At 73.3% G+C, this 23,881-nt stretch carries 18 protein-coding genes; 6 read left to right on the top strand and 12 right to left on the bottom strand.

The genetic code is table 11. The annotated features are described in order from the left end of the window. Positions 1–5: 5 nt before the first annotated feature. The 8 genes from Cch01nite_RS07225 to Cch01nite_RS07190 form a co-directional block, all read right to left on the bottom strand. Positions 6–1,355, bottom strand: coding sequence for an aminotransferase-like domain-containing protein (locus tag Cch01nite_RS07225; protein WP_203750519.1), 1,350 nt, complete (start codon positions 1,353–1,355; stop codon positions 6–8). A gap of 69 nt (positions 1,356–1,424) precedes the next feature. Then, positions 1,425–1,757 (bottom strand): thioredoxin, encoded by a 333-nt coding sequence (trxA, locus tag Cch01nite_RS07220; protein WP_203750516.1) that lies wholly within the window; start codon positions 1,755–1,757, stop codon positions 1,425–1,427. Then, on the bottom strand, positions 1,754–2,758 hold the full coding sequence (trxB, locus tag Cch01nite_RS07215) for a thioredoxin-disulfide reductase (protein WP_203750514.1): 1,005 nt from the start codon (positions 2,756–2,758) through the stop codon (positions 1,754–1,756). Before trxB ends, trxA begins: the two co-directional genes overlap by 4 nt. Before the next feature lie 103 nt (positions 2,759–2,861). Next, positions 2,862–4,943 (bottom strand): protein kinase family protein, encoded by a 2,082-nt coding sequence (locus Cch01nite_RS07210; protein ID WP_203750512.1) that lies wholly within the window; start codon positions 4,941–4,943, stop codon positions 2,862–2,864. A 131-nt stretch (positions 4,944–5,074) separates the two neighbouring features. Continuing rightward, a complete protein-coding gene (murJ, locus tag Cch01nite_RS07205; protein WP_203750509.1) occupies positions 5,075–6,715 on the bottom strand; it encodes a murein biosynthesis integral membrane protein MurJ in 1,641 nt (546 codons plus the stop codon). Continuing rightward, positions 6,712–8,928, bottom strand: coding sequence for a DUF6049 family protein (locus tag Cch01nite_RS07200; RefSeq protein WP_203750507.1), 2,217 nt, complete (start codon positions 8,926–8,928; stop codon positions 6,712–6,714). The genes murJ and Cch01nite_RS07200 overlap by 4 nt, the downstream gene beginning before the upstream one ends. Continuing rightward, positions 8,925–9,479 carry an NUDIX hydrolase gene (locus Cch01nite_RS07195; protein WP_203750505.1) on the bottom strand — a complete coding sequence of 185 codons (555 nt, stop codon included), beginning with the start codon at positions 9,477–9,479 and terminating at the stop codon, positions 8,925–8,927. The genes Cch01nite_RS07200 and Cch01nite_RS07195 overlap by 4 nt, the downstream gene beginning before the upstream one ends. A 54-nt stretch (positions 9,480–9,533) precedes the next feature. Then, positions 9,534–10,241, bottom strand: coding sequence for a hypothetical protein (locus Cch01nite_RS07190; protein WP_203750503.1), 708 nt, complete (start codon positions 10,239–10,241; stop codon positions 9,534–9,536). A 191-nt stretch (positions 10,242–10,432) separates the two neighbouring features. Here Cch01nite_RS07190 and Cch01nite_RS07185 point away from each other — a divergent pair, with 191 nt between their 5' ends. Further along, positions 10,433–11,974, top strand: coding sequence for a CCA tRNA nucleotidyltransferase (locus tag Cch01nite_RS07185; protein ID WP_373309844.1), 1,542 nt, complete (start codon positions 10,433–10,435; stop codon positions 11,972–11,974). Positions 11,975–11,983: 9 nt separating this feature from the next. Here the strand turns inward: Cch01nite_RS07185 and Cch01nite_RS07180 are convergent, their stop codons facing one another. Further along, positions 11,984–13,642 carry a SpoIIE family protein phosphatase gene (locus Cch01nite_RS07180; protein ID WP_203750501.1) on the bottom strand — a complete coding sequence of 553 codons (1,659 nt, stop codon included), beginning with the start codon at positions 13,640–13,642 and terminating at the stop codon, positions 11,984–11,986. Then, positions 13,639–14,949: an MFS transporter gene (locus Cch01nite_RS07175; RefSeq protein ID WP_203750499.1), complete on the bottom strand. Its 1,311-nt coding sequence runs from the start codon at positions 14,947–14,949 to the stop codon at positions 13,639–13,641. Before Cch01nite_RS07175 ends, Cch01nite_RS07180 begins: the two co-directional genes overlap by 4 nt. Before the next feature lie 172 nt (positions 14,950–15,121). Between Cch01nite_RS07175 and Cch01nite_RS07170 the strand changes: the two genes are divergently transcribed. The 4 genes from Cch01nite_RS07170 to Cch01nite_RS07155 all read left to right on the top strand — a co-directional run bounded on the left by Cch01nite_RS07170 (position 15,122) and on the right by Cch01nite_RS07155 (position 19,125). Next, positions 15,122–15,670 carry an RNA polymerase sigma factor gene (locus Cch01nite_RS07170; protein WP_203750496.1) on the top strand — a complete coding sequence of 183 codons (549 nt, stop codon included), beginning with the start codon at positions 15,122–15,124 and terminating at the stop codon, positions 15,668–15,670. Then, positions 15,667–17,052, top strand: a complete 1,386-nt coding sequence (locus Cch01nite_RS07165; RefSeq protein WP_203750494.1) for a hypothetical protein — start codon at positions 15,667–15,669, stop codon at positions 17,050–17,052. Before Cch01nite_RS07170 ends, Cch01nite_RS07165 begins: the two co-directional genes overlap by 4 nt. A 68-nt stretch (positions 17,053–17,120) precedes the next feature. Continuing rightward, positions 17,121–17,675 carry a sigma-70 family RNA polymerase sigma factor gene (locus Cch01nite_RS07160; RefSeq protein WP_203750491.1) on the top strand — a complete coding sequence of 185 codons (555 nt, stop codon included), beginning with the start codon at positions 17,121–17,123 and terminating at the stop codon, positions 17,673–17,675. Continuing rightward, positions 17,665–19,125: a hypothetical protein gene (locus tag Cch01nite_RS07155; RefSeq protein WP_203750489.1), complete on the top strand. Its 1,461-nt coding sequence runs from the start codon at positions 17,665–17,667 to the stop codon at positions 19,123–19,125. The genes Cch01nite_RS07160 and Cch01nite_RS07155 overlap by 11 nt, the downstream gene beginning before the upstream one ends. 134 nt (positions 19,126–19,259) lie before the next feature. Here the strand turns inward: Cch01nite_RS07155 and Cch01nite_RS07150 are convergent, their stop codons facing one another. Beyond that, positions 19,260–20,351, bottom strand: a complete 1,092-nt coding sequence (locus Cch01nite_RS07150) for an inositol-3-phosphate synthase (protein ID WP_203750487.1) — start codon at positions 20,349–20,351, stop codon at positions 19,260–19,262. Further along, on the bottom strand, positions 20,348–21,004 hold the full coding sequence (locus tag Cch01nite_RS07145) for a PadR family transcriptional regulator (protein WP_203750484.1): 657 nt from the start codon (positions 21,002–21,004) through the stop codon (positions 20,348–20,350). Before Cch01nite_RS07145 ends, Cch01nite_RS07150 begins: the two co-directional genes overlap by 4 nt. 330 nt (positions 21,005–21,334) lie before the next feature. Here Cch01nite_RS07145 and Cch01nite_RS07140 point away from each other — a divergent pair, with 330 nt between their 5' ends. Then, entirely contained in the window at positions 21,335–23,821 is a 2,487-nt protein-coding gene (locus Cch01nite_RS07140; protein WP_203750482.1) for a transglycosylase domain-containing protein, read from the top strand. Positions 23,822–23,881 lie beyond the last annotated feature (60 nt).

Here is a 23,881-nt window from a genome sequence, read left to right as displayed (position 1 = left end):
TCGCGTCAGGCGACGTCGGGCCCGGGCGCCTGGACGACGTCCCCGGGGACCGACGCGCTCGTCCCGAACAGCTCGACGAGCTCGCGCTCGCCGGCCACGACCGACGCCAGCCGCCGCACACCCTCACGGATCCGCTCGGGCGTCGGGTAGCAGAACGAGAGCCGCATGTGGTCGGAGCCGGCGCCGTCGTAGTAGAAGGCGGTCCCGGGGACGTAGGCGACGCGGGCGGTGACGGCACGCGGCAGCATGTCCTTCGCGTCGAGGCCGTCGGGCAGACGGACCCACGTGTAGAAGCCGCCGTCCGGCACGTTCCACGACGCCTCGGGCAGGTGCTCGGCGAGCGCGCCGACCATCGCGTCGCGACGCTCCCGGTACATCTCCCGGTAGCTCTTGATCTGACCGCGCCAGTCGCACGTCGACAGGTACGTCGAGATCGCGATCTGCGACGCGTTGGACGGGCACAGGATCGCGGACTCGGAGGCGAGCACGAGCTTCTCGCGGACGGCGTGCGGTGCGACGACCCAGCCGACGCGGTACCCCGGGGCGAACGTCTTCGAGAACGACCCCAGGTAGAGGACCCCATCGGCGTCCATCGACCGCATCGCGGCGCGAGGCTCACCGTCGAACCCGAGCAGGCCGTACGGGTTGTCCTCGAGGACGAGCACGCCGTAGCGGCGGGCGATCTCCAGGACGCGCGGCCGCCGCTCGACGGACAGCGACACGCCCGCCGGGTTGTGGAAGTTCGGCACGGTGTACAGGAACTTCACCGGGCGGCCGGCGGCAGACAGCGCGGCGAGCGTCGACTCGAGCTCCTCGGGGATCAGCCCCTCGGCGTCGATCGGGACGTGCACCACGTCGGCCTGGTACGCGCGGAACACACCGAGCGCACCGACGTACGACGGTGCCTCGGCGACGACGACGTCGCCCGGGTTGATGAAGATGCGGGTCACCAGGTCGAGCGCCTGCTGCGACCCCGTCGTCACGACGACGTCGTCCGGGTGGGCGTCGATGCCCTCCAGACGCATGACCTCGAGGATCTGCTCGCGGAGCGTCTCGTCGCCCTGGCCGGACCCGTACTGCAGGGCCTGCAGCCCGCGGGTGGCGACGACGCGCTGCGCGATCTCGCCGAGGACGTCGAGGGGGAGCCCGTCGAGATACGGCATCCCGCCCGCGAGGGAGACCACCTCGGGGCGGTTGGCGACGGCGAACAGGGCGCGGATCTCCGAGGCGCGCATGCCGTGCGTGCGGTCGGCGTACGCGCCGAGCCACGGGTCGAGCCGCGTGCCGTGGGCGGCGGCGGAGGACGTGGGAAGGTGGCCCGCCGTCTCGCGCTCGGGCCCAGGCTGCTCAGTCATCCGAGCAGTGTCGCACGCGACACGGCCCGGACAGCGAACTGTCCGGGCCGTGACGGGGTGAGGATGCGGTCAGACGGAGGCGAGGACCTCGTCGAACTCCTGCGTGTAGAACATCTTCGGCCGGGCGCCGATGACGGACTTGACCAGCTCGCCGCCCGCGTACACGTTCAGGGTCGGAATGGACACGATCCCGAAGTCGGCCGTGACCTGCGGGTTCGCCTCGGTGTCGAGCTTGACGATCTTGATCTTGCCCTCGTAGGTCACGGCGAGCTCCTCGAGGACCGGCGCGACCATGCGGCACGGCCCGCACCACTCCGCCCAGAAGTCGACGACCACGGGGATGTCGGAGTCGAGGACCTCGGCCTTGAACGTGGCGTCGGTGACGGCGGTGAGGGTGCTCATCGGGTGGCCTCCAGGGCTTCGGTGGCGGGGAACGGCTCGACGGGGTGCGACACGCTGTCGCCGAGCGAGGCGAGGAAGTGCTGCGCGTCGAGCGCCGCGGCACATCCCGACCCGGCGGCCGTGATCGCCTGGCGGTAGGTGTGGTCGACGACGTCGCCGCACGCGAACACGCCCTCGAGGTTGGTCTTCGTGGTGCGCCCGACGACCTCGATGTACCCGTCCTCGTCGAGGTCGACCTGGCCGACGACGAGCTCGGTGCGCGGCACGTGACCGATCGCGACGAACACGCCCGTGGCGGGGTGCTCGCGGGTCTCACCGGTGACGGTGTCGCGCAGCGTCACGCCCGTGACCTTCGCGTCGCCGTGGATCGCGACGACCTCGGAGTTCCAGGCCATCTCGATCTTCGGGTCGTTCAGCGCGCGGTCGGCCATGATCTTCGACGCGCGCAGCTGGTCGCGGCGGTGCACGAGGGTGACCCGCTTGCCGAACCGGGTGAGGAACGTGGCCTCCTCGACGGCGGAGTCGCCGCCGCCGACCACGAGGATCTCCTGGTCGCGGAAGAAGAAGCCGTCGCAGGTCGCGCACCACGAGACGCCGCGGCCGGAGAGCCGCTTCTCGTCGTCGAGGCCGAGCTCCCGGTAGGCGGAGCCGGTGGACAGGATGATCGCGCGCGCCTGGAACGTGTCCCCGCCGCCGGTGACGACCGTCTTCACGGGGCCGTCGAGCGAGAGGGAGACCGCGTCGTCCCAGAGCACCTCGGCGCCGAACTTCTCCGCCTGCTTCTGCAGGTTGTCCATCAGCTCGGGGCCCTGGATGCCGTCGGGGAAGCCCGGGAAGTTCTCGACCTCGGTGGTGTTCATCAGCGCACCGCCGGCCGTGACCGAGCCGGCGACCACCAGCGGGGCGAGCCCGGCACGAGCGGCGTAGATGGCGGCGGTGTAACCGGCGGGTCCGGACCCGACGATGATCAGGTCGCGCACGGTGCTGGTCTGGTCGCTCACGTGAGTCCTTGCGGTGACGGGGAGCCGGACGGTGTCCGGCGATCGGCTGTGTGGTCAACCGATCCTAGGCCGGATCTGTTCCGCACCCGTGGGACCCACCCGGTCAGGACAGCGAGATCTCCGTCAGCTCGAGGCGGAACCCGCCGTCCGGGGCGGTGGGCAGCTGGGTGACCCACAGGACGATCGACTGGGTGTCGGTCGCGGGGTCCAGCGTGAGCACGGTCTCCGGCCCGAAGGCGCCCGACGCGAGCACGGGGCCGGTGGTCGGTGCGGTGGCGTCGGTCGCGCGGACCTCCACGTGACCGCCCGTGCTGTTCGAGTGCAGCGTGACGGTCTTCACGTGGGCCGGGGCGGTGAGCGTGATGGCGTAGCCGACGCCGTCCTTGAACCCGGCGAAGTCGTCGCGCTTGTACGTCTGCGTGTACCAGAACGTCGACGGGTCGCCGTCGTACGCCTTCGCCGCATCCTCCTCGTGCTCACCGTCCTCGTCGGACGGGTCGATCGTGATCGCGGTCGCGATCGTCGGGACGCCGCCGGCCGGTGGTGCCGCGGGCTGCGACGGCTCCGCGGACGGCGGGGCCGCCTGGGCCGGGGCGGACGCCGAGGCCTCAGGGGCGCTCGCGGCGTCGTCGGTGCTCGGCTTCTGGGGGTCGAACGACGAGAACAGCGACTTGAACGCGATGATCACGCCGATGACGACGACCACGGCGACGATGCCCAGCACGAGCGCGGTCGGGTCGAACCGGCGGCGCGTCGGGGCCGCGGGCACGTCCTCCACCGCGAACCCGTCGAAGTCGAGCGGCTCCTCGACGGGACCCTGGGCGACGTGGCCCTGGTACCCGTTCGGCGGGCCGAACGACGCGGGGGCCGACTGGTGGAGGGCACCCTGCGGCGCGCCGGGCGGCACGGGGCCGTACGCGGCGGGCGGGGCCTGCCCGTAGCCCGCCGGCGCCTGCCCGTAGGCGGCAGGAGGCGGGCCGTACCCGGTCGGCGGCTGCGGCTGCCCGTACGGCGACGGGGGAGCGGCCCCGAACGTCGCCGGCGGCATCGGCGCGGTCGCACCGACGGGCGGCATCGGCGTCGTCGCACCGGCACCCGCGCCCGGCAGGGGCGCGGGCGGTGCGGGAGGCGCGACGTACCCCCCGGCCTCGGCACCGGCGACGGCACCCGCGGCAGCCCCCGCCGCAGCACCGGCCGTGGCCGCCCCGAAGGCGCTCGTCCGGGTCGGTGCGGCCGGTGGCGGCGTCCCGGGGAGGTTCGCCCCCGGGGCCTGCAGCTCGTCGAACGCGGTGCGGGCGGACTGGCGCTGGACCCGGACGGGTGCGGTGTCCTGCGAGTCGTGGTCGACGAAGACGGGCTCCTCGACCAGGGGAGGCGCGACCACGGTGGGCGGTGCGGACGCGGGAACCGGCTGCAGCTCGCCCCACGGCTCGAGCTCGCGGACCAGCTCGCCGGGGCTGTGCGGGCCGTCCTCGTACGGGCCGAGGGTGACGGCGCACAGGGTGTCGAGGTCGGCCGGGACGCTCGGCACGAGGTCGACGGGTGGCACGGGCGACCCCTCGTGCACGGGCGCCTGCGCCGGCCCGTCGCCCGTCGGCCACGGCTGGCGCGGGTCCGCCGGCCACCGACCGGTGAGCGCGGTGTAGAGCAGGCGCACGAGGCCGACGGTGTCCGCCCGGGTGGTGGCGCGCGCGTCCCCGCTCGGCTCCCCGCGCAGGGCCGCGTCGAGGGCGAGCCCGCTGAGCATCACGCGGCCGTCCGGGCTCACGTGCAGGGCCGACGGCCGCAGCGCGAGGTGGTGCACGCCGCGGCGTCGGGCGACCTCGAGCGCGGACGCGGCCTCGCCGACGATCGCCCGCGCCTGGTCGGCGCCGAGAGGGCCGCGGGCGACGAGCTCGGCGAGGGAGGGCCCGGAGACCTGCTCCGTGACGACGTAGCCGACGCCCTCGTGGGTGCCGACGTCGAGCACCCGCACGAGGCGCGGGTCGGTGACGAGCGCGGCCCGGCGGGCGGCGTCGAGCGCGGGCGCGACCGCACCGGACTCGAGGACCCGGACCCGCACGGGGCGGTCGAGGATCTGGTCGGTGGCCTGCCAGGCGCTCGACCCGACCAGGTCCGACGCGACGGGTTGCACGACCCGGTACCGGCCTGCGAGCACGGTCCCTCGTCCGACGGCCTCGTTCACCCGCACCTCCCGGTCCGACTCGTCTGCTGTCCTCGTCCCGCCGCGGTCCGGACGGCGTCCGACGGCCTGCCGTCGGGTGTCCGATCCGTCCCCGATGCCCGGGGGGAACACTGCATGCTAGACGGGCTTCCTCAGCGGCGTCCCGCCCTCAGGCGTCGGATCACCGGTCCGAGGAGCCCGTCGAGCTCGCTGACGCGCAGCACCCGGAGGCCGCCGACGTAGATCGCCGACATCAGGCCGCCGACGACGGCGCACTCCACGAGCGCGGCCACGACCCCGTCGGACAGGGCCGCCTGCAGCACCCGGAGCGTCAGCAGGCCGACACCGACGGCCACGAGCGCGGCGACGAGGGCACGCGCGTGGGTCCGGACGACGCGCGGCCCGTCGACGGTGCCGAGCCGCCGCCGCAGGTGCCACTGCGACGCGAGCGCGCCGAGCACGTACGACACGCTCATCGACGCCCCGGCGCACGCGACCCAGGCGGACGGCGGCAGCAGCGCCTGACCGAGCAGGGTGCCCGCGACGACGACCGCGGCCATCGCCACCTGGATCGGGATCATGCCCTTCGCGTCCTCGTACGCGTAGTACGTGCGCTGGCTGAGCGACCAGGCGCCGAACCAGGGCAGCCCGACGATCATCGCGAGGACGACCCCGGCGACGGCGTCGACCGAGCCCTGGTCGCTGAGGAGCACGACGCGGGTGACGGGGACGGCCAGGACGGCGATGACGGCCGTCGCGATGATCGTGAACAGCCCGACCACGCGCAGGCCGTAGGACATGCTCGCCCGGACCCCGTCGACGTCGCCGTCGTGCGCCTGCTGCGACAGCCGGGTGAACAGCGCCGTCGCGAGCGACACGGTGACGAGCGAGTGGGGGAGCATGAACACGGTGAACGCCGGGTCGTAGGCGGCGTTGCCGGCGACGGTCTGGTCGACGCCGGGGGCGTGCCCGGCGGCCCACGACACCCGGGACACGACGATGAAGGCGAGCTGCCCGATCCCGAGGCCGACGAACGTCCAGGTGGCGACCGTCCCGGCGCGGCCCAGGCCCGACCCGCGCAGCCCCCACCGGAACCGCAGGTGGACCCCCGCGCGGCGCATCGCGGGCAGCAGGACCACCGCCTGCACGATCACGCCGAGCGTCGCCGACCCGGCGAGCAGCGCGACCTGGGACGGCCCCCACGCGCTCGCCTCCCTCAGACCGCTGGACTCGAACCCGCCGAACGCCAGGATGAACGCGAAGAAGCCCGAGATGGACACGATGTTGTTGACGACGGGCGCCCACATGAACGGCCCGAACGACCCGCGGGCGTTGAGCACCTGGCCCAGCAGGGCGTACGCGCCGTAGAAGAACAGCTGCGGCAGGCACCAGTAGGCGAACGTGACGGCCAGGTCGACCTGCGCCGGGTCGCCGCCCTTCGTGTACAGCTGCACCAGCAGGGGTGCCGCGAGGGTGAGGACGAGGGTGACGACGGCGAGGATCGCGAACCCGAGGCTGAGGAGCCGGTCGACGTACTCCTGCCCCGCGTCGCGTCGGTAGGCGCGGACGACCTGCGGCACGAGGACGGCGTTGAGCACGCCGCCCGCGAGCAGCATGTAGAGGATGTTCGGCAGCTTGTTCGCCACCGAGAACGCGTCGGCGGCCTCTCCGGTCGCGGCGATCGCGAGGATGAGCACCTGTGCGCGGAGCAGCCCGAGGACGCGTGACACGGCCGTCCCGGACGCCATGAGAGCGGCGCCGCGGCGCATCCCTCCGGTGGTCGTGTCGCTCATGACGGGTCCTTGGGGGTCGGGTCGTCGAGGGAGCCGCCGAGCACCGGCAGGGACAGGGGTCCGGTGCCCTCGGCCTCCGTGCGCGCCCCGCGGCGGGCGCTCTGGCCGCGCCGCACGGTCCGGACGATGCCGAGGATCAGGCCGATCGCCAGCAGCACGCCGACGACGATCGTGCCGACGTTCTCGATCGTGGGGCTGACGCGGGCGGTGAACTGCAGGGGCGGTGACACGGGAGCGCCCTCGGTCGACGTGAGCTGCGCGACCACGACGACGTCGCAGTTGGCGTTCGCGACGAGGTGCACGGGCACGCTCTTCTCGCTGTTCGGCGCGACCGTCACGGGCTCCGGCTCGCCGACCTCGAGGCACGCCTTGCGGGGCTGGACGTCGACGAGCACGGTCGCGGGGACCGCGAGGTCGTTGCGGACGGACAGGCGCACCTCGCTCGACGCGCTGATGACCGTGATGTCGCCCTGGGCGCCCAGGGACAGGCCGGTGGTGCGGGCGTCGACGCTCGTGACGGTCGCGGCGACGAGCGCGTCCCGGGCGGCCGGGTCCTCGCGCCACGCGACGGACAGCGGCGCGAGGATCTCGGTGTCGACGCCGTCGAGCAGCGACTGCGGGTCGGTCGTCACGGTCGCGAACCCGAGCGCGCGCTCGCGGGCCGCACCGAGCGCCTGGACGCCGGCGGGTGCGAGCTCGTCGGCGTCGTGCGCGGTCGCGGGGAGCGTGCCGTGCGCGTCGTCCTCGCCCTCGAGGAGCGTCGCCGCCGACCGGACCTGGACCCAGGGTGCGGCGGCGAACGCGCCGAGCAGGGCGTCGAGGCGTGCGTCGTCGGGGGTCCACGACCGGCCGGGGCTGAGGAGCAGCGCGGGCGGCGCGCCGTCGCCCGACCGTGCGAGGACGGCGAGCTCGGCGAGGGCTCGCTGCACGGCGGTCGCTGTGGTCGACCCCGGCTCGACGGCGTCCGGGTCGACGAGCAGGTCGGTGAGCGTCGTGTCGCCGACGAGTGCCGTCGCCGTCCCGGTCGTGGTGCCGACCCGCTGCCGCGCGCCGTCCGCGCCGGACACCCGCTCCTCGGACAACCCGCTGTCGGGCCCGATGACCAGCGCCCGGGCGTTCGCGGCGCCCGTGACGGCGGCGGTCGACCGGTCCGGCCCGGGGCCTGGCGGCGCCCACAGCAGCGTCCCGTCCACCGGGAGCGTGCTGATCTCCGTCCCGGTCCGTGCGGCCAGCGTCACGAGGTCCGCACGGTCCGCGTGCGCCGCCGCAGCGATGTCGGGATCCGCCCACGGGAGGGCCCACACGTCCCGGCTGCCGAGGGTGCTGGTCATCGTCTCGGCCCACTCGCGCGCCTGCGGCCCACCGGCTGCGGCGGCCGCCAGCAGCGCCGGGTCGACGACGACGCCGATGTCGGGATGGGACGACAGGGCCGACTCGAGCGCGGTGAGCCGCCCGCCGGGTGCGGTCGCCGCCTCCAGGCGCTGCACGGTCGCCGGGTCGGCGGCCGTGGGCGCCGTCGACGGCTCGGATCCGGGCGCGGCGGTGCTGTCGGACTCGTCGGGACCGGCCGGGAGCGCCGGCGCGAGCGGCGGTCCGGTGACGGGCACGAGGAGCGAGACCGGGACGGTGGGCACGTCGTCGGACGGCAGCCACAGGACGAAGCTGCGCTGCTGGTCGGTGACCCGGTTGCCGGACGTCGCGTCCACGGCGATGCCTCGCGGGCCCCAGACGTCGGCCAACGTGCGCAGCCCGATCCGGTCCGCGGCAACGCTCAGCACGACCGACGCGGACGCCCCGGGCGCGAGCGGGGACCCGACGGTGGCCGTCGCGTCGCGTTGACCGGCGGACGACGTGGAGCCGTCCGCCCAGCTCTCGAGCTCGGGCAGGCTCCCGGGCCGGACCCGTTTGATCCGCAGCACGGCGCCCGGGTTGTCGACGACCTCGTCGGTGGTGTTGTGGAGCGTGGCGAGCACCGTGAGGTCCTCACCGGGCCGCAGGACCTCCGGGGAGACCTCGGTGATCTCGATCTGGAGGGTCGGCTTCTCGGTGGGCGACGGTGTCGGGGGCTCGGTGGCCGCGCCTGCGGGCTCGGTCGCCGCGCCTGCGGGCTCGGTCGCCGCGCCGGCGGGTCCGCCGCCGCCGAAGGCCATCAGGGCGCCGAGGACGGCGACAGCGGCGGCCGTGACCCAGCCGCGCCCGCGGCGTGCGCTCATGCGTCGTCGGTGAGGACCACGAGCGCGGCCTCGGCGAGCCGACGCTCGTTCGGGTAGGCGAGCCTGCCGTGCAGGTCGACGACCGGGATCCAGGCGGCGTCCTCCGCCTCCCCGTCGGGGTCGCCCTCGACGGTCAGCGAGCCGCCGACGGCGCCGAGCAGGAAGTGGTGCACGACCTTGTGCACGCGGCGGTCGTCACCGGAGAACCAGTAGTCGATGACCCCGAGCCGCCGCAGCACCTGGCCGGTGATGCCCGTCTCCTCGGCGATCTCCCGGACGGCGGCCTGCTCGGGGGTCTCGGTGCCCTCGAGGTGGCCCTTCGGCAGGCACCACTCGAGGCGTCCCGCCCGGTTGCGGCGGGCGATGACGGCCGCCTGGTACTCCCCGCCGGTGAGGCGCACGACGATGCCGCCCGCGGACGTCTCGTCGACCACCGGCAGCGGAGGTGCGGCAGGCCGCACGACCGCGTGACGGGGGTCGATCCGGAGCGCGTGACCGCCCGGCGGGGCTGGCACGCCCCCGGGGACGGGTGGGTGCGCCGGGCTCGACATGTCGACACTGTAACGAGTCGTCGGGAGGGTCCGTTCCCGGTCGCCCCGTCCGGCTCAGACCGTCGCGCGGTCCTGGACGACGGGCTCGGGGTCCGCCGCGATCGACTCGTCCGGCTCGGGGAACGGCCGGCGGGTGGCCTGCAGGAGCCGTTCGAGGTGCGACTCGCCGAGGTCCTGGAAGCGGTTCGCGGACGCCAGCGCGAGACGCCACGGCGGGGTGATGTGCGCGAGCGTCCACGCGGGCCGCAGGTCGTACACGTGGCCGGCCTCGAGCTTGAGCCGCAGGTCGAGCTCGGGGTGCCATCGCCGCATGACGTCGGCGATCACCGCGGTGAGGCCGGACATCATCGCCTGCCAGTACGGCGAACCGCCGAACCCCTCACCCGGGATGAGGTGCGACGGGAGGACGCGGCCCGGCGTCATCACCTTCGGGTGTCCCGCCCGTTCGTGCACCCAGGTCGCGAGGTCGTCCATCCCGCTGATCCCGGTCGGCACGGGCGGCCCGCTCATGCGGCGCAGCTCGCCCTCCAGCCAGGCGCGGTGCCGCGGCAGGGACTCGACCCACGAGTCGAAGAACTCCTCGGCGCGCTCGAGCTGTTCGAGCGGGGTGCCGTCCCACGCGGGCCGGCCCAGGAAGATCGCGTTCTCCTGACCTTCCTCGGCGGGCTGGTCGGTGGGCTCGAGGTCCTCGTCGGTCATCTCGAACAGGAGCCGGTAGACGGCCGCACCGAGCTGACGGAGGGGTCCGTTCGACTCGGTCACGGCGGTGGTCCTTCGCTTGGCATCGCTTCCACACCTTCGAGGAAGCCGATCCGGCATGGTGCGCCCGGCCGTAGGCGAAGTCAATCCGACCTGGACGCGTGTCCACCTGACGGGTGAGGGAGTGTCGCCCGTCCAGCGCAACGCGCCTGCCCGCGCCGGGCGATCGCCGGCCATCTGGCAGGCTTGGACGAGTGCCGTCCGTCGACCCCACCGCCCCCACCCCGCCGGAGCCCGCCGACCGGCGACCGGGCGACCCGTCCGACGACGTGTCGGCCGCCGTCGTCGCCCTGCAGAAGCGGGCCATCGGCGTGCTCGCGGGGCTGCCGGCGGACGCGATCGAGCTCGGTGGGCTGTTCCGCGACGCCGGTCACGAGCTGGCGCTCGTCGGCGGACCGGTCCGCGACGCGTTCCTCGGCCGGCTGAGCGCGGACCTCGACTTCACGACGTCCGCGACGCCCGACGAGTCCGAGGCGATCCTCGCCCGGTGGGGTGACGCACACTGGGACATCGGCAAGGAGTTCGGCACGATCGGCGCCCGCCGGTTCGCGGGCCGCCGAGGGGCGACGTCGGACGTCGTCGTCGAGGTCACGACCTACCGCACCGACGCGTACGACCCGACGTCCCGCAAGCCCGAGGTCGTGTTCGGCGACTCGCTCGAGGGCGACCTGTCGCGCCGCGACTTCACGGTCAACTCGATGGCCGTCCGCCTCCCGGACCTCACGTTCGTCGACCCGTTCGACGGCCTCACCGCCCTCGCCCGCGGGGTCCTGCGCACGCCCGTCGACCCGCGGCAGTCGTTCGACGACGACCCCCTGCGGATGATGCGGGCCGCCCGGTTCGCCGCCCAGCTGGGCTTCGCCGTCGACCCGGACGCCTACGCGGCGATCCAGGACATGGCCGGCCGCATCGGCATCGTGTCCGGCGAGCGGGTCCGCGACGAGCTGTCCAAGCTGCTCGTCGCCGCCCAGCCGCGGCTCGGCCTGGAGGTCCTCGTCGACACCGGCCTGGCCGACCACGTGCTGCCGGAGCTGCCGGCGCTGCGCCTCGAGATCGACGAGCACCACCGCCACAAGGACGTCTACGAGCACTCGTTGCAGGTGCTCGAGCGCGCGATCGCCCTGGAGACCGGGCCCGACGGTCCGGTGCCCGGCCCCGACCTGGTGCTGCGCCTCGCCGCGCTGCTGCACGACATCGGCAAGCCCCGTACCCGGCGGTTCGAGGACGGCGGCGGCGTGAGCTTCCACCACCACGAGGTCGTCGGCGCGAAGCTCGTCGCGAAGCGGCTCAAGGAGCTGCGGTTCGACAAGGCGACCGTGCAGGCGGTGTCGCGGCTGACCGAGCTGCACCTGCGGTTCCACGGGTACGGCGAGGGCGGCTGGACGGACTCGGCGGTGCGCCGCTACGTCACGGACGCGGGTCCGCTGCTGGAGCGGCTGCACCGGCTGACCCGGTCCGACTGCACCACGCGCAACCTGCGCAAGGCGGCTCGGCTGTCCGCGGCGTACGACGACCTCGAGAAGCGGATCGCGCAGCTGCAGGAGCAGGAGCAGCTCGACGCGATCCGGCCCGACCTGGACGGCACGCAGATCATGCAGATCCTCGGCCTGACGCCCGGCCGGGAGGTCGGTGAGGCGTACCGGTTCCTGCTGGAGCACCGCATGGAGCACGGCCCGACGGCCCCCGACGAGGCCCGCGAGGTGCTGCTGCGGTGGTGGGCGGACCGCTCGGCCTGACGCCGGGGCTCAGGGCCGCCGCACCACCAGCAGGCACACGTCGTCCTCCTGGTGCTCGCCGACCAGCTCGGCGACGAGCCGGTCGCGCACCTCGGTCGCGCCGAGGCCGTCAGGCAGTGCGCCGAGGGCCGACTCGAGCGCCTCGATCCCGTCCCGCAGCCCGCGGTCCCGCCGTTCGACGAGCCCGTCGGTGTACATGACGAGCGTCGCACCCGCCGGCAGGACGACGACCTCCTCGACGGTGGGGCGGCCGAAGTCGCCGACACCGATCGGGGTGCCGAGGACGCCGTCGAGCCGGGTCACCGTGCCGCCGGGCAGGCGCAGCAACGGCGGCGGGTGGCCGGCCCGGGCGTACTCGAGCTCGGAGCCGTCGGGCGTCGGGCGGAGCCTGGCGTACACGCAGGTCGCGATGTCGGCGACGTCGAGCCCGCGCACCAGCTCGTCGATCCGCGCCAGGACCCGGGCAGGTGCGGCGCCGTCCCAGGCGAACGACCGGAGCAGCGACCGCAGCTGACCCATCGCGGCGGCCGCGGCGAGGTCGTGCCCCACCACGTCGCCCACCGCGAGGCCGATGGTGCCGTCGGGCAGGGGCAGCACGTCGAACCAGTCGCCACCCACGGCGGCGAACCGGGACGACGGGACGTACTGCGCCGCGACGTCCAGGCCGGGGATGGTGGGGATCTCGGGCAGGAGGCTGTGCTGCAGCGTGAGGGCCGCGGTGCGCTGCGCGAGGAACAGGCGGACGTTGTCGAGGGCCAGCCCGGCGCGGCGGCTGAGGTGCGCGGTCGTCACCACCACGTCCGAGCTGAAGCCGTCCGGCTTCTCGTGCACGAGGCACAGGACCCCGATCACGCGGTCCCTGGCCCGCAGCGGCACGACGAGCGCGCTGCCGAGACCGAGCCTGGTCAGGAGCGCGAGCTGCTCGGGCGACGTCCGCTCGGGCAGGCCCGTGGTGTCGATCTGGTAGGGCAGCGCGACGAAGCCCGGGTGGGTCGCGAGCGCCTCCGTGATCTTCGGCGAACGGCGCAGCCAGCCGAGGTCCTGCCGTGCGAGCGACTGCGCCAGCTCGGCGCCCCCGGTGTCGCCCGCGACGACGTGGACGTGCTCGAACCGGCCCCGGTCGTCGGTGACCGCGACGTACCCCCACGTCGCCAGGGCCGGCACGACGAGGTCGGCGAGGGCGTCGACGGCCGCCTCGTAGTCGAGGTGACGGGCGAGCTCGTCGCTCACGCGCGCGAGCAGCTCGAGCCGGGCGGAGGTCTGACCGGCGAGCTCGCCGGTCACGTCCCCCAGCTGCTCGGACTCGACACGGTCCGTGACGTCGACCAGCAGGCCGATCCGCTGCGTCACGCGGTGGTGCTCGTCGCGGAGCGCGGAGACGACGACCTGGTTCCAGAACGGCGAGCCGTCCCGCCGGTGGTTGCGCAGCACGGTCGCCGCGGGGCGGTCGGTGTCGAGCGCCGACCGGAGCTCGGCGACGGCGACAGGGTCGGTGTCGGGCCCCTGCAGGAACCGGCAGTTGCGGCCGACGGCCTCGTCGAACCGGTACCCCGTGAGCCGGGTGAACGCCTCGTTGACCCAGACCACCGGGTCGTCGGGCAGGCGCGGGTCCGTCACGCACACGGCGACGTCCAGCGCGGCCAGCTCCACGGGCACGGAGCCTGTCATGCCGGAGCTGGCGTGTCGACGGTCCGACGGTCGACGGCGCTCCGGGAGGCGAGGCCGAACACGACGGCGCCCGCGGCGTACCCGAGGGCCAGCACGAGGAACAGCACCCGCGAGTAGCCCGTGTCCGGCAGCGTGAGGGCACCCAGCGCGGCCGCGAGGACGAACGCCGCGTTGTACAGGACGTCGTACAGCGCGAACGCCCGCCCCCGGTACGCGTCCGCGGTGTCACGCTGCACGATCGTGTCGACCGCGATCTTCGCGCCCTGCGCCGCGAGCCCGAGCGCACCGGCCGCGACGAGCACCGCCGTGCGGCTCACGCTCACGACGAGCAGCAGCTGGCTCACCGTGGCGAGCAGGAGGCACAGCACGATCCACCGCTGCGGCCCGACCCGCGGCGACAGCACCGGCGTGACGACCACCGAGAGCATGAACCCGACGGCCGACGCACCGAGCACTCCGGCGAACGTGGTCAGGCCCGCGTCGACGTCCGTCGGGTCCGACAGCAGGTTGCGGCTGATGAGGATGCTCGCGATGAACGTCACGCCGTACAGGAACCGGTGCGTCGCCATGATGCCGAGCGCCTGCGCGGGCGTGCGCCGCTCGACGAGGTAGCGGGCGCCCTCGACGAGACCGCGCGCCAACGTGCCGAGCGCCGCGCGCAGCTGGGCGGCGTCCGCACGCTCGTCGGGCCCGAGCCGGTCCTTGCCGAGGCGGGTCGCGAGCAACGCTGCGACGCCCATCACCGCGGCCGCGACGATCAGCGCCGCCCCGTCCCGCAGGTGCCCCTCGGGCAGCACCAGACCGAGCAGGAACCCGAGCCCGCCGCCCACGAACGCCGCCGCCGCACCGAGCGTCGGGGTCAACGAGTTGGCCGTGAGCAGCAGCGGCCCGTCGACCACGCGCGGCAGGGACGCCGACAGGGCGGCCAGCAGGAACCGGTTGATCGACAGGTTCGCCAGCGCCAGCACGTACACCGCCGGGCCGACCCCGCCGGTGACCATGAGCAGCGCGATCGTCGCCGTCAGCCCCACCCGCACCAGGTTCCCGACGAGCAGCACCTGCCGGCGCCGCCACCGGTCGAGCAGCACGCCCGCCCACGGTCCGACGATCGTGAACGGCAGCAGCAGCACCGCGAACGCCGTCGCGACCCCGACCGCGGTGCTCGCGTTCTCGGGGGAGAAGAAGAACAGCGTCGCCAGACCCACCTGGAACATGCCGTCGGCGGTCTGGCTCGTCAGGCGCACGGCGAACAGCCTGCGGAAGTCCCGCAGGGGCCACAGGGCCTTGAGGTCGTCGATCACCTGCACGCCGTCATCCTCGCACCGAAGCGCTCCCGCGCCGCTGCGCGGACGGGTGGCGCGCCCCGTTCTTGCTGGTCCCCGCCCCTGGGTGTGCCGAAGCCACCCCAACCAGATCGGCGTCCCGCGCGTTCTCCTTGGCGAGCACGGGGGATGGACGGCGCCGGACGAGAGGACATCGGTGGCGGCACGGTGGCAGGACCTGCTGGAGCAGGTGGTGCGGGAGCGGCACGGACGGCTCGTCGGGTACGCGATGCTCGTGTGCGGCTCGCGCGACGACGCGCAGGACCTGGTCCAGGACGCGCTCATCGCCTCGTTCTCCGGACGCGCGCGGTTCGCGACCGTCGCGCAGGCGGAGGCCTACGTGCGGCGCGCGATCGTCACGCGGTCGATCGACGAGTCCCGCAGGCGCACACGGGAGCGGTCGGCGGTGACTCGGCTCGGTGCGCGGCCCGCGACCCCGCTGCTCGTCGAGGCCCGCGGTCTCGGCGCCGACGTGCACGCCGCCCTCCAGGGGCTCGCGCCGCGCGAGCGTGCGTGCGTCGTGCTGCGGCACGTCGACGACCTGTCCGTCCGGGAGACCGCGGCCGCGCTCGGGCTGAGCGAGGGGGCCGTCAAGCGGTACACCTCCGACGGGACCGCGCGGCTGGACGCCGCGCTCGGCACGACGACGACCGACCGTGAGGTGGCCGCCGTGCGGCTGCGTGACGGAGTGGGAGGAGTGGCATGAGCACCGACCTGAGCATCGTGCTGGGACACGCCGTCGACGAGCTGTCCTCGACCGTCGCACCCGACGAGCTCCTCCTGGCGAGCCTGCGCAGGAGCGTGCGGCGTCGGCGGGTGCAGCGGCACACCGTGGAGTCCGTCGTCGGCGTGGCTGCCGCCGGCGTCGTCGGCACTGCCGTCTGGGCCGGCCTGCGGTTCGACGCGCCCCCGCCCGCCGTCGAGCCGACCCCGACGGTCGCACCGACGCCGTCTGCGACACCGACACCCACCGCGTCCGCGACGCCGGCGGTCAGCCCGACCGCGACCGCGACCGAGACCCCGAGCCTCGGGTCATGGGTGCAGCCGTCGTCCGTCCCCGTAACCGCCGCGATCCTGGCGGGCGCGGAGGAGGGTTGGGTGCTGGCCGTGTACGCGCCCGAGTACGTGCGGTCGACCGCGGACGGCAACGACGAGAGGATCGCCGTCGGGCGGCCCGTGCTCTATCTCGTCTCGCCCTCCGGCGATCGGTACCGGATGTTCGACGTCCCCCGGGACGTCCACCTGGTCCACTGGACCGCAGGGGAGCGTCGCGCCCTCGTGAGCCTCGAGAGCGGGCCCCACCGTTGGCTCGACCTGCAGACCGGGCAGCTGAGCGCCACGGGCGGACCGTCCGACGACGACTCCTGGGTAGGGGTCGACGCCGCCGGACGCACGATCTGGCAGGCACCCTCAGGCGACGTGCTCGCGCTTGCTGCAGACGGCACCTCTGCCGTCCCGGTCCTCCCGGTCCGGGCCGACCCGGTCTCCGGCACGTTCAGCCCGGACCGCCGCCTCGTCACGACCTCGTTCGGGGCGGTCGACCTCGAGGCCGGGTTCGAGCGGTTCTGGGTGCCACCAGTCGGCAGCTCGACCTGCCGGCCGGCCGGCTGGCTCTCCGGCAGCGAGGCGGTCATCCGGTGCGCGGACCTGGCCGGTGTGGGCTCCCTGTACTCCGTCGCGTTCCCTGCCGAGCCGCGGGTCTCCCCGTGGCCTCAGCCGCTCGCGTTCGACGGCATCGCACCCGGCTCGGTCAACCAGGTGGTCCCGCTGGGTGACGGCCGCCTGGTCGTCCAGGGCACCGACGCGGCGACACAGGAGTCCGTCGTCGTGATGGTCGACGGGAGCGCCGTCTCGACCGTGTGGCGCGCCTCGTTGATGGTCGAGAGCGCATTCGTGGCCGTCAGCGGGGGCACGCTCGTTCTTGTCGTCGACGCGGACGACACCCCCGACTGGCTCGCGGCGTACGACGACGCGACGGGGGCGACGACCGTCCTCGTGCCGCGCCCGCCCGACGGTGAGGCGCCCGGCGTCGGAGCCGTCTGGTGGCAACGCGGCATGACGTCGTGGACCGTCGCGACCACGCGCTGAGTGGATCACCGGCTCACCCCAACCTTTCTGGGTGCCGATGCGTTCTACGGCTGCGGGAAGGAGGTCGGGTGGTCCGACGATGGGAGCCGATGCTCGAGCAGGTGGCGCGTGAGCGCTACCCGGTGCTCGTCGCGCGGGCGATGCTGATGGTCTCCTCGCGGGCCGACGCCGAGGACCTGGTGCAGGAGGCGTTGGTCTCGACGTTCTCGGCGAGGGCGCGGTTCGACTCGGTCGGGCAGGCCGAGCAGTACGTGCGGCGGGCGATCGTGTCCCGGTTCGTCGACCGCACGCGTCGGCGGGGGACCGAGCGTGCGGCGTGGGGTGCGGCGGCTCACCCGGGCGAGCGGGTGCAGCCCGGGCCGGGGGAGGGCGGGTTGTCCACGGAGCTGGAGACGGCTCTCGCGGTGTTGAGCCCGCGGCAGCGTGCGTGCGTGGTGCTGCGGCACCTCGACGACCTGTCGGTCCGGGAGACCGCCTCGGTCCTGGGCCTGAGCGAGGGCGCGGTCAAGCGCTACGCGTCCGATGGTGTCGCCGCGCTGCACGTGCTGCTCGGCACGACGGACGCGGCCGAGCGTGACGGGGTCGTGCTGGTCCGGACGGAGGAGGTGCGTCGTGACGCGTGACCTGATCGACCTGATGCACGCGAACGTCGAGGCCCGTGAGCGTTCGATCGCCGGGATCCAGCCGGCCGACGGGACGCTCGCCGTGACCGCTCGGCGCGTGCGGCGCAAGCGGGCCGTGCGGCGCACGTTGCAGTCCGGTGGCGTCGCGGCCCTGGCCGTGGTCCTCGGTGGGGCGTCCTGGTTCGGGCTGCGCGGCCACGAGGAGCCCGCCCCGGCCCTGACGCCGACGTCGAGCCCGACGCCGTCCGCCACCCCGAGCCCGACCCCGAGCGCGACGGCTGCGCCCGTGGTGCTCGACGAGATCCCCGGCCTGCCCCCGACACAGGCGCTCCCACCCGGCCTGCTGGAACGGACGACGCCGGGGTGGGTGCTGACGATCCACCGGCCCGAGGTGCCGTGGGACGGGCGCGGTTTGCAGCCCGGACCCGTCAGGCACACCGTCGTCCTCGTGTCCCCGACCGGTGACCGCTACCGGGTCGTCGACCTGCCGCTGGACCGCTCCGTCACCGTGCTGCACTGGGACGCAGGCTCGACGACCGCCGTCGTCACGATCTTCGGGACGGGCGGCCTGGCCGAGGGCAGCGAAGCACGCGCCGAGCTCGACCTCACGACGGGGACCCTGACCCCGACCCCGGTCGACCTCGGTGAGTACGCAGGTGGCCCCCACTACGTGGGGCTCGCCGCGGACGGCGCGGAGCTGTGGTCGACGGCGACGAGCACCGACGCCTACACCGCCGACGTCTACCGGCGCACCGACGACGGCACCCTCGAGCTCGTCGGCGGTATGGGCATGCTGGCCGTGCTGGACGCCGAGGGGAAGTGGCTGGCCACCGACGACGGCTTGGACGGGGGCTTCGCGATCCTCGACGTGGTGCACGGGGGTCGCACGGAGCTCGACTTCGGCGTCCCAGGGCGGTCGTGCGACGTCGTCGGATGGGCCGAGGCCCGATCCCTCCTCGCCCTGTGCGCCGACGCGGACCCGGAGGGCATGGACTACCCCCCGAGACGGAACGCGACGCTGTACCGGGTCGATGTCAGCGGGGCATCGACCCGCACAACCGAGCTGCAGCGTTTCCCCGACGACGAGCCCTACCCGGCCATGTGGCGCGGGTCGTCGCTCGGCGACGGCCGCGTGGCGTTCGAGATGGTCAGCAGGGGTGGAGACGCCTGCCTCGCCGGCACCTCGCTGTGGGACGGCGCCCGTGTCGTCCCGCTCCAGGACGGCGGCGACACGATGTTCTCCACCGCCGCCGTCGGGGGAGTCGTCTTCGTGGCGGCGCAACCGTCCTGCCAGGAGGCGGGCCGCACGGACCTGACGGCGTACGACCTGGCGTCGGGCTCGTCGGTGGTGCTCGCCCCGGAGCCCGCTCCGACGGTCGACGTCCCCGAGTGGGCCATCGGGCTCGAGACGTGGGCGGTCGCGGGCGAGCACGGCGGCGCTCACTACTGACGCCTGGTCGGTCCGTCTCGCCGGCCGTCTGCTCGCGTCCGGGACCGGCGCCGGCTCTCCGCCGAGCAGACGACGAAGGCGCGCACCCTCGGGAGGGTGCGCGCCTTCGTGCGTCAGATCAGCGGATCAGCAGATCAGCGCTCGTTCTCGCCGTTGATGAAGGCCTCCAGCTGGGCACGGCCCAGGGTGTCCTCCATCTGGACCGGCGGCGACTTCATGAAGTACGTCGACGCCGACAGGATCGGGCCACCGACGCCGCGGTCCTTGGCGATCTTCGCGGCGCGCAGGGCGTCGATGATGATGCCGGCCGAGTTGGGGGAGTCCCAGACCTCGAGCTTGTACTCGAGGTTCAGGGGCACCTCGCCGAACGCGCGGCCCTCGAGGCGGACGTACGCCCACTTGCGGTCGTCGAGCCACGCCACGTAGTCCGACGGGCCGATGTGGACGTTGCGGTCCTCCTTCTTGCCACCGAGCGGGCCGGTGAGGTTGGAGGTGACGGCCTGCGTCTTGGAGACCTTCTTGGACTCCAGGCGCTCGCGCTCGAGCATGTTCTTGAAGTCCATGTTGCCGCCGACGTTCAGCTGGTACGTGCGGTCCAGCACGACGCCGCGGTCCTCGAACAGCTTCGCGAGCACACGGTGCGTGATCGTGGCGCCGACCTGCGACTTGATGTCGTCGCCGACGATCGGGACGCCGGCGGCCTCGAACTTCGCGGCCCACTCGGGGTCGGACGCGATGAAGACGGGGAGCGCGTTGACGAACGCGACGTTCGCGTCGATCGCGGCCTGCGCGTAGAACTTCGCAGCGGCCTCCGACCCGACGGGCAGGTAGCAGATGAGGACGTCGACACGGGCCTCGCGCAGGGCGGCGACGATGTCGACCGGCTCGGCGTCCGACTCCTCGATGGTCTGCGAGTAGTACTTGCCGAGGCCGTCGAGCGTGTGGCCACGCTGGACCGTCACGCCGAGCGGCGGGACGTCGGCGATCTTGATGGTGTTGTTCTCCGAGGCGCCGATGGCCTCCGAGAGGTCGAAGCCGACCTTCTTGGCGTCCACGTCGAACGCGGCGACGAACTCGATGTCACGCACGTGGTAGTCACCGAACTGCACGTGCATGAGACCGGGCACGGTCCCGCTCGGGTCGGCATCGGCGTAGTAGTGCACGCCCTGGACCAGCGACGCGGCGCAGTTGCCGACGCCGACGATGGCGACGCGGATGGAGGTCATCCTCGCTCCTTCTCGGTGGTGCGCGCCGCGTCGACGGGGTCGGTCGCGGCAGCGGGGGAGTCGGCAACGGCCGGTTGGCCGGTGCCAGCGGGACGTGCGCGGCGGACGCCGCGCTCGTTGTCGATCAGCCCGTCGAGCCAACGGACCTCGCGCTCGACCTGTTCGAGGCCGTGGCGCTGGAGCTCGAGGGTGTACTCGTCCATGCGCTCGCGGGTGCGGGCGAAGGACTGGCGGACCGTCTCGAGCCGCTCGGTCAGGCGCGAGCGCCGACCCTCGAGGATCCGGAGACGGGTCTCGGCGTCGGTCTGCGCGAAGAACGCGAAGCGGACGTCGAAGTTCTCATCCTCCCAGGCGGCCGGCCCGGACGAGGACAGCACCTGCTGGAGGTGCTCCTTGCCGTCGGCCGTCAGCTGGTACACGATGCGTGCACGCTTGCTGGCCACCGCGTGGCCGGCGAGCGGGGTCAGCTCGGAGCCCACGATCCAGTTGCGGTCGACGAGCGACTTCAGGCACGGGTACAGCGAGCCGTAGGACAGTGCGCGGAACGAGCCGAGCACGAGGTTCAGGCGCTTGCGGAGCTCGTAGCCGTGCATCGGGGACTCGTGGAGGAGTCCGAGGATGGCCGGCTCGAGGACGTCGGAACGACCGCGCACGGGGCACCTCCTCAGACTCGCGAGCTGTCGATGTATCAACTCGATACATCTGGAGACTACGTCGCGGCGATGTGTCACCACAAGTCGTCTGGTCGTCGCGCCCCGGTAACCTGCTGGTCATCGGCGTGAGAACGTGACCGCGGCCACTTCTCCACGGTCGAACGCGGACGGTCGCCGCACACCCCGTGCCGATCGTGTGAAGGCTGGCCACGTCCCCCGTTCGGACGCCGCTGCACGGACAGGCGTCACCCCCATACTGGGCAGGCGGCGGACGCATGCCCCGGAACGGGCATCCCGCCGCGGACAGGTCGTCGTCAGGAAGGCATCGCGTTGGCAGGCACGAACCCGAGGCGGGCAGCCCCCGCGCGGTCCCGGCGCAGCACGCGCACCCGTCCGTCGTCGACGACCCCTGCTGCAGCCGCGGGGCGCAAGCGACGGTTCTTCGACTACCCGCGTTCCGGCTACCACGGCCTGCACCGTTGGCTGCCGTCGTGGCGGGTCACGCTCGGCGCGTTCATCGGGATGTTCTTCCTCGGTGCCGGTGCCGCCGCCGCCGCGTACGCGTCCGTCACGGTGCCGGACTCCGCCGACGCGGACGTGAAGGCCCAGACGTCGACCGTCTACTACGCGAACAAGGCCGACGGCAGCCCCGGCGCGGTCATGGGCACGTTCCAGATCCAGAACCGCCAGCTCGTCGACTACGTCACGCTGCCGAAGTACGTGGGCCAGTCGGTCGCCGCGGCCGAGGACAAGACGTTCTTCGAGAACCAGGGCGTCGACCTCAAGGGCATGGCCCGCGCGCTCTGGTACAACCTCCACAAGGAGGCGGGCGCCCGCGACCAGGGCGGCTCCACGCTGACCCAGCAGTACGTCGAGCGGTACTTCGTCGACAAGACGACGACGGACTACGTCGGCAAGGCGAAGGAGGCGATCCTCGCCGTCAAGGTGACGCGGGACAAGTCCAAGGACGAGATCCTCGAGGGCTACCTCAACACCATCTACTGGGGTCGTGACGCGTACGGCATCCAGGCGGCCGCGCAGGCCTACTTCAAGGTCGACGCCAAGGACCTGACGGTCTCCCAGGCCGCGATGCTCGCCGGCATCATCCCGTCGCCCAACAACTGGGACCCCGCGGTGAACCCGGACAAGACGAAGGCCCGCTGGGACATCGTGCTCGACTCGATGGTGACGCAGGGCTGGCTCTCGGCGGCGGACCGCGCGGCCGCGGTCTTCCCGGAGACGTACCCGTACGAGAAGCCCAACAACATGACGGGCCCCAACGGCTTCCTGCTGCAGATGGTGCTCGACGAGCTGGCCAAGCCGCCGCTGAGCCTCTCGCGCGACCAGCTCAACCGCGGCGGGTACACCATCACCACGACGATCCAGCCGGAGCTGCAGCAGATGGCGGTCGACACCGCCGCCGGTTTCCGGGCGGGCACGCTCGAGGGTCAGCGCGAGGCGACGCCGAGCCTGCGGACCCGCTACTCGATCACGTCGATCGACCCGCACACCGGCGCGATCGTCGCGCTGTACGGCGGCGACAACCAGCCGGGTGCGCCGGACCCCGCGGTGCCGCTGGGAGACCAGTACGCGATCGACCAGTACAACCGCGCAGCCACCGACAAGATCCAGGCCGGCTCGACGTTCAAGCCGTTCACCCTCATCGGCGCGCTCTCGAACGGCGTGCCCCTGTCGGCGACGTTCGACGGGCACTCCCCGCAGGTCCTCAAGGGCTGGGACAGCGACGACGGCAAGGTCAGCAACTTCGACGGCGAGCAGGAAGGCACGATCGACCTCGTCAAGGCGACGGCCGACTCGGTGAACACCGTGTACGCCCAGCTCAACCTGCAGATCGGTGCCGCGACCACCTCGAAGACCGCGACCGCGGCGGGCATCACCACGCCGGTCAGGGACAACGCGGCCAACGTGCTCGGGACCGACGCGGTCCACCCGCTCGACATGGCGAGCGCGTACGCCACGATCGCGAACAAGGGCACGCACATCACGCCGCACATCGTCGCGATCGTGAAGAACCCCGGCGGCACCACGGCGTTGCAGGCGGACACGACCGGCAAGCAGGTCTTCTCGCCCGACGTCATCGCCGACGCGACGTACGCGATGCAGCAGGTCGTGCAGTCCGGGTCCGGCAAGGACTGGATCAAGCCGCTGGACCGCCCGATCGCCGGCAAGACCGGGACCTCGTCCTCGAACAAGTCGGCGTGGTTCGTCGGCTTCACGCCCGACATCGCGACGGCGGTCTCGATGATGCAGGTCGGCGAGGACGGCCAGGCGCAGAACTCGATCGAGAAGTTCGGCAAGACGCGGGGCGGCTCCACGGTCAAGGAGGTCACCGGCGGGACGTGGCCGGCGTTCCTGTGGCAGAGCTACATGAAGCAGGCGTTCACGCTGCCGCAGTACGCGCAGGTCGTCGAGTTCCCCCCGCGGGCGAACGTCAACAAGGGCGCGACGGCGTCGGCGACGCCCACGGAGACCCCGACCGAGCAGCCGACCGAGCAGGCGACCGAGCAGGCGCCGCAGAACGTCGCGGTGCCGAACCTCGACGGCAAGCTCGAGGCCGACGCCACGGCGACGCTCGTCGGGCTGGGGCTCTCGGCGAACGTCGCGTCCGAGCCGTCGGACACGGTGACCTCGGGACGCGTCATCCGGATCGACCCGAAGGCGGGGACCCAGGTGCTCCGGGGCTCGGCGGTCACGATCGTCGTGTCGACCGGTCCGAAGGCGCAGCCGACGCAACCACCGCCCAACCCGAGCCCGACGCCCACCGCGGCGGGGAACGGGAACGGCAACAACCCCTGATCCTGGCCGCCGGCCCGTCGTCCACAGCCCGATTTCGGGGCTCGACGCCGGGCCGGTAGG

The sequence above is a fragment of the Cellulomonas chitinilytica genome (assembly GCF_016862675.1).
GTDB classification, from domain to species: Bacteria; Actinomycetota; Actinomycetes; order Actinomycetales; family Cellulomonadaceae; genus Cellulomonas; species Cellulomonas chitinilytica.
This window is presented reverse-complemented; position numbering and strand designations above follow the sequence as displayed.

Coding starts and splice junctions, on each gene's coding strand:
- Cch01nite_RS07225 (WP_203750519.1), bottom strand. CDS start 1,355: ATGACTGAGCAGCCTGGGCCCGAGCGCGAGACGGCGGGCCACCTTCCC.
- trxA (WP_203750516.1), bottom strand. CDS start 1,757: ATGAGCACCCTCACCGCCGTCACCGACGCCACGTTCAAGGCCGAGGTC.
- murJ (WP_203750509.1), bottom strand. CDS start 6,715: ATGAGCGACACGACCACCGGAGGGATGCGCCGCGGCGCCGCTCTCATG.
- Cch01nite_RS07200 (WP_203750507.1), bottom strand. CDS start 8,928: ATGAGCGCACGCCGCGGGCGCGGCTGGGTCACGGCCGCCGCTGTCGCC.
- Cch01nite_RS07195 (WP_203750505.1), bottom strand. CDS start 9,479: ATGTCGAGCCCGGCGCACCCACCCGTCCCCGGGGGCGTGCCAGCCCCG.
- Cch01nite_RS07180 (WP_203750501.1), bottom strand. CDS start 13,642: ATGACAGGCTCCGTGCCCGTGGAGCTGGCCGCGCTGGACGTCGCCGTG.
- Cch01nite_RS07165 (WP_203750494.1), top strand. CDS start 15,667: ATGAGCACCGACCTGAGCATCGTGCTGGGACACGCCGTCGACGAGCTG.
- Cch01nite_RS07150 (WP_203750487.1), bottom strand. CDS start 20,351: ATGACCTCCATCCGCGTCGCCATCGTCGGCGTCGGCAACTGCGCCGCG.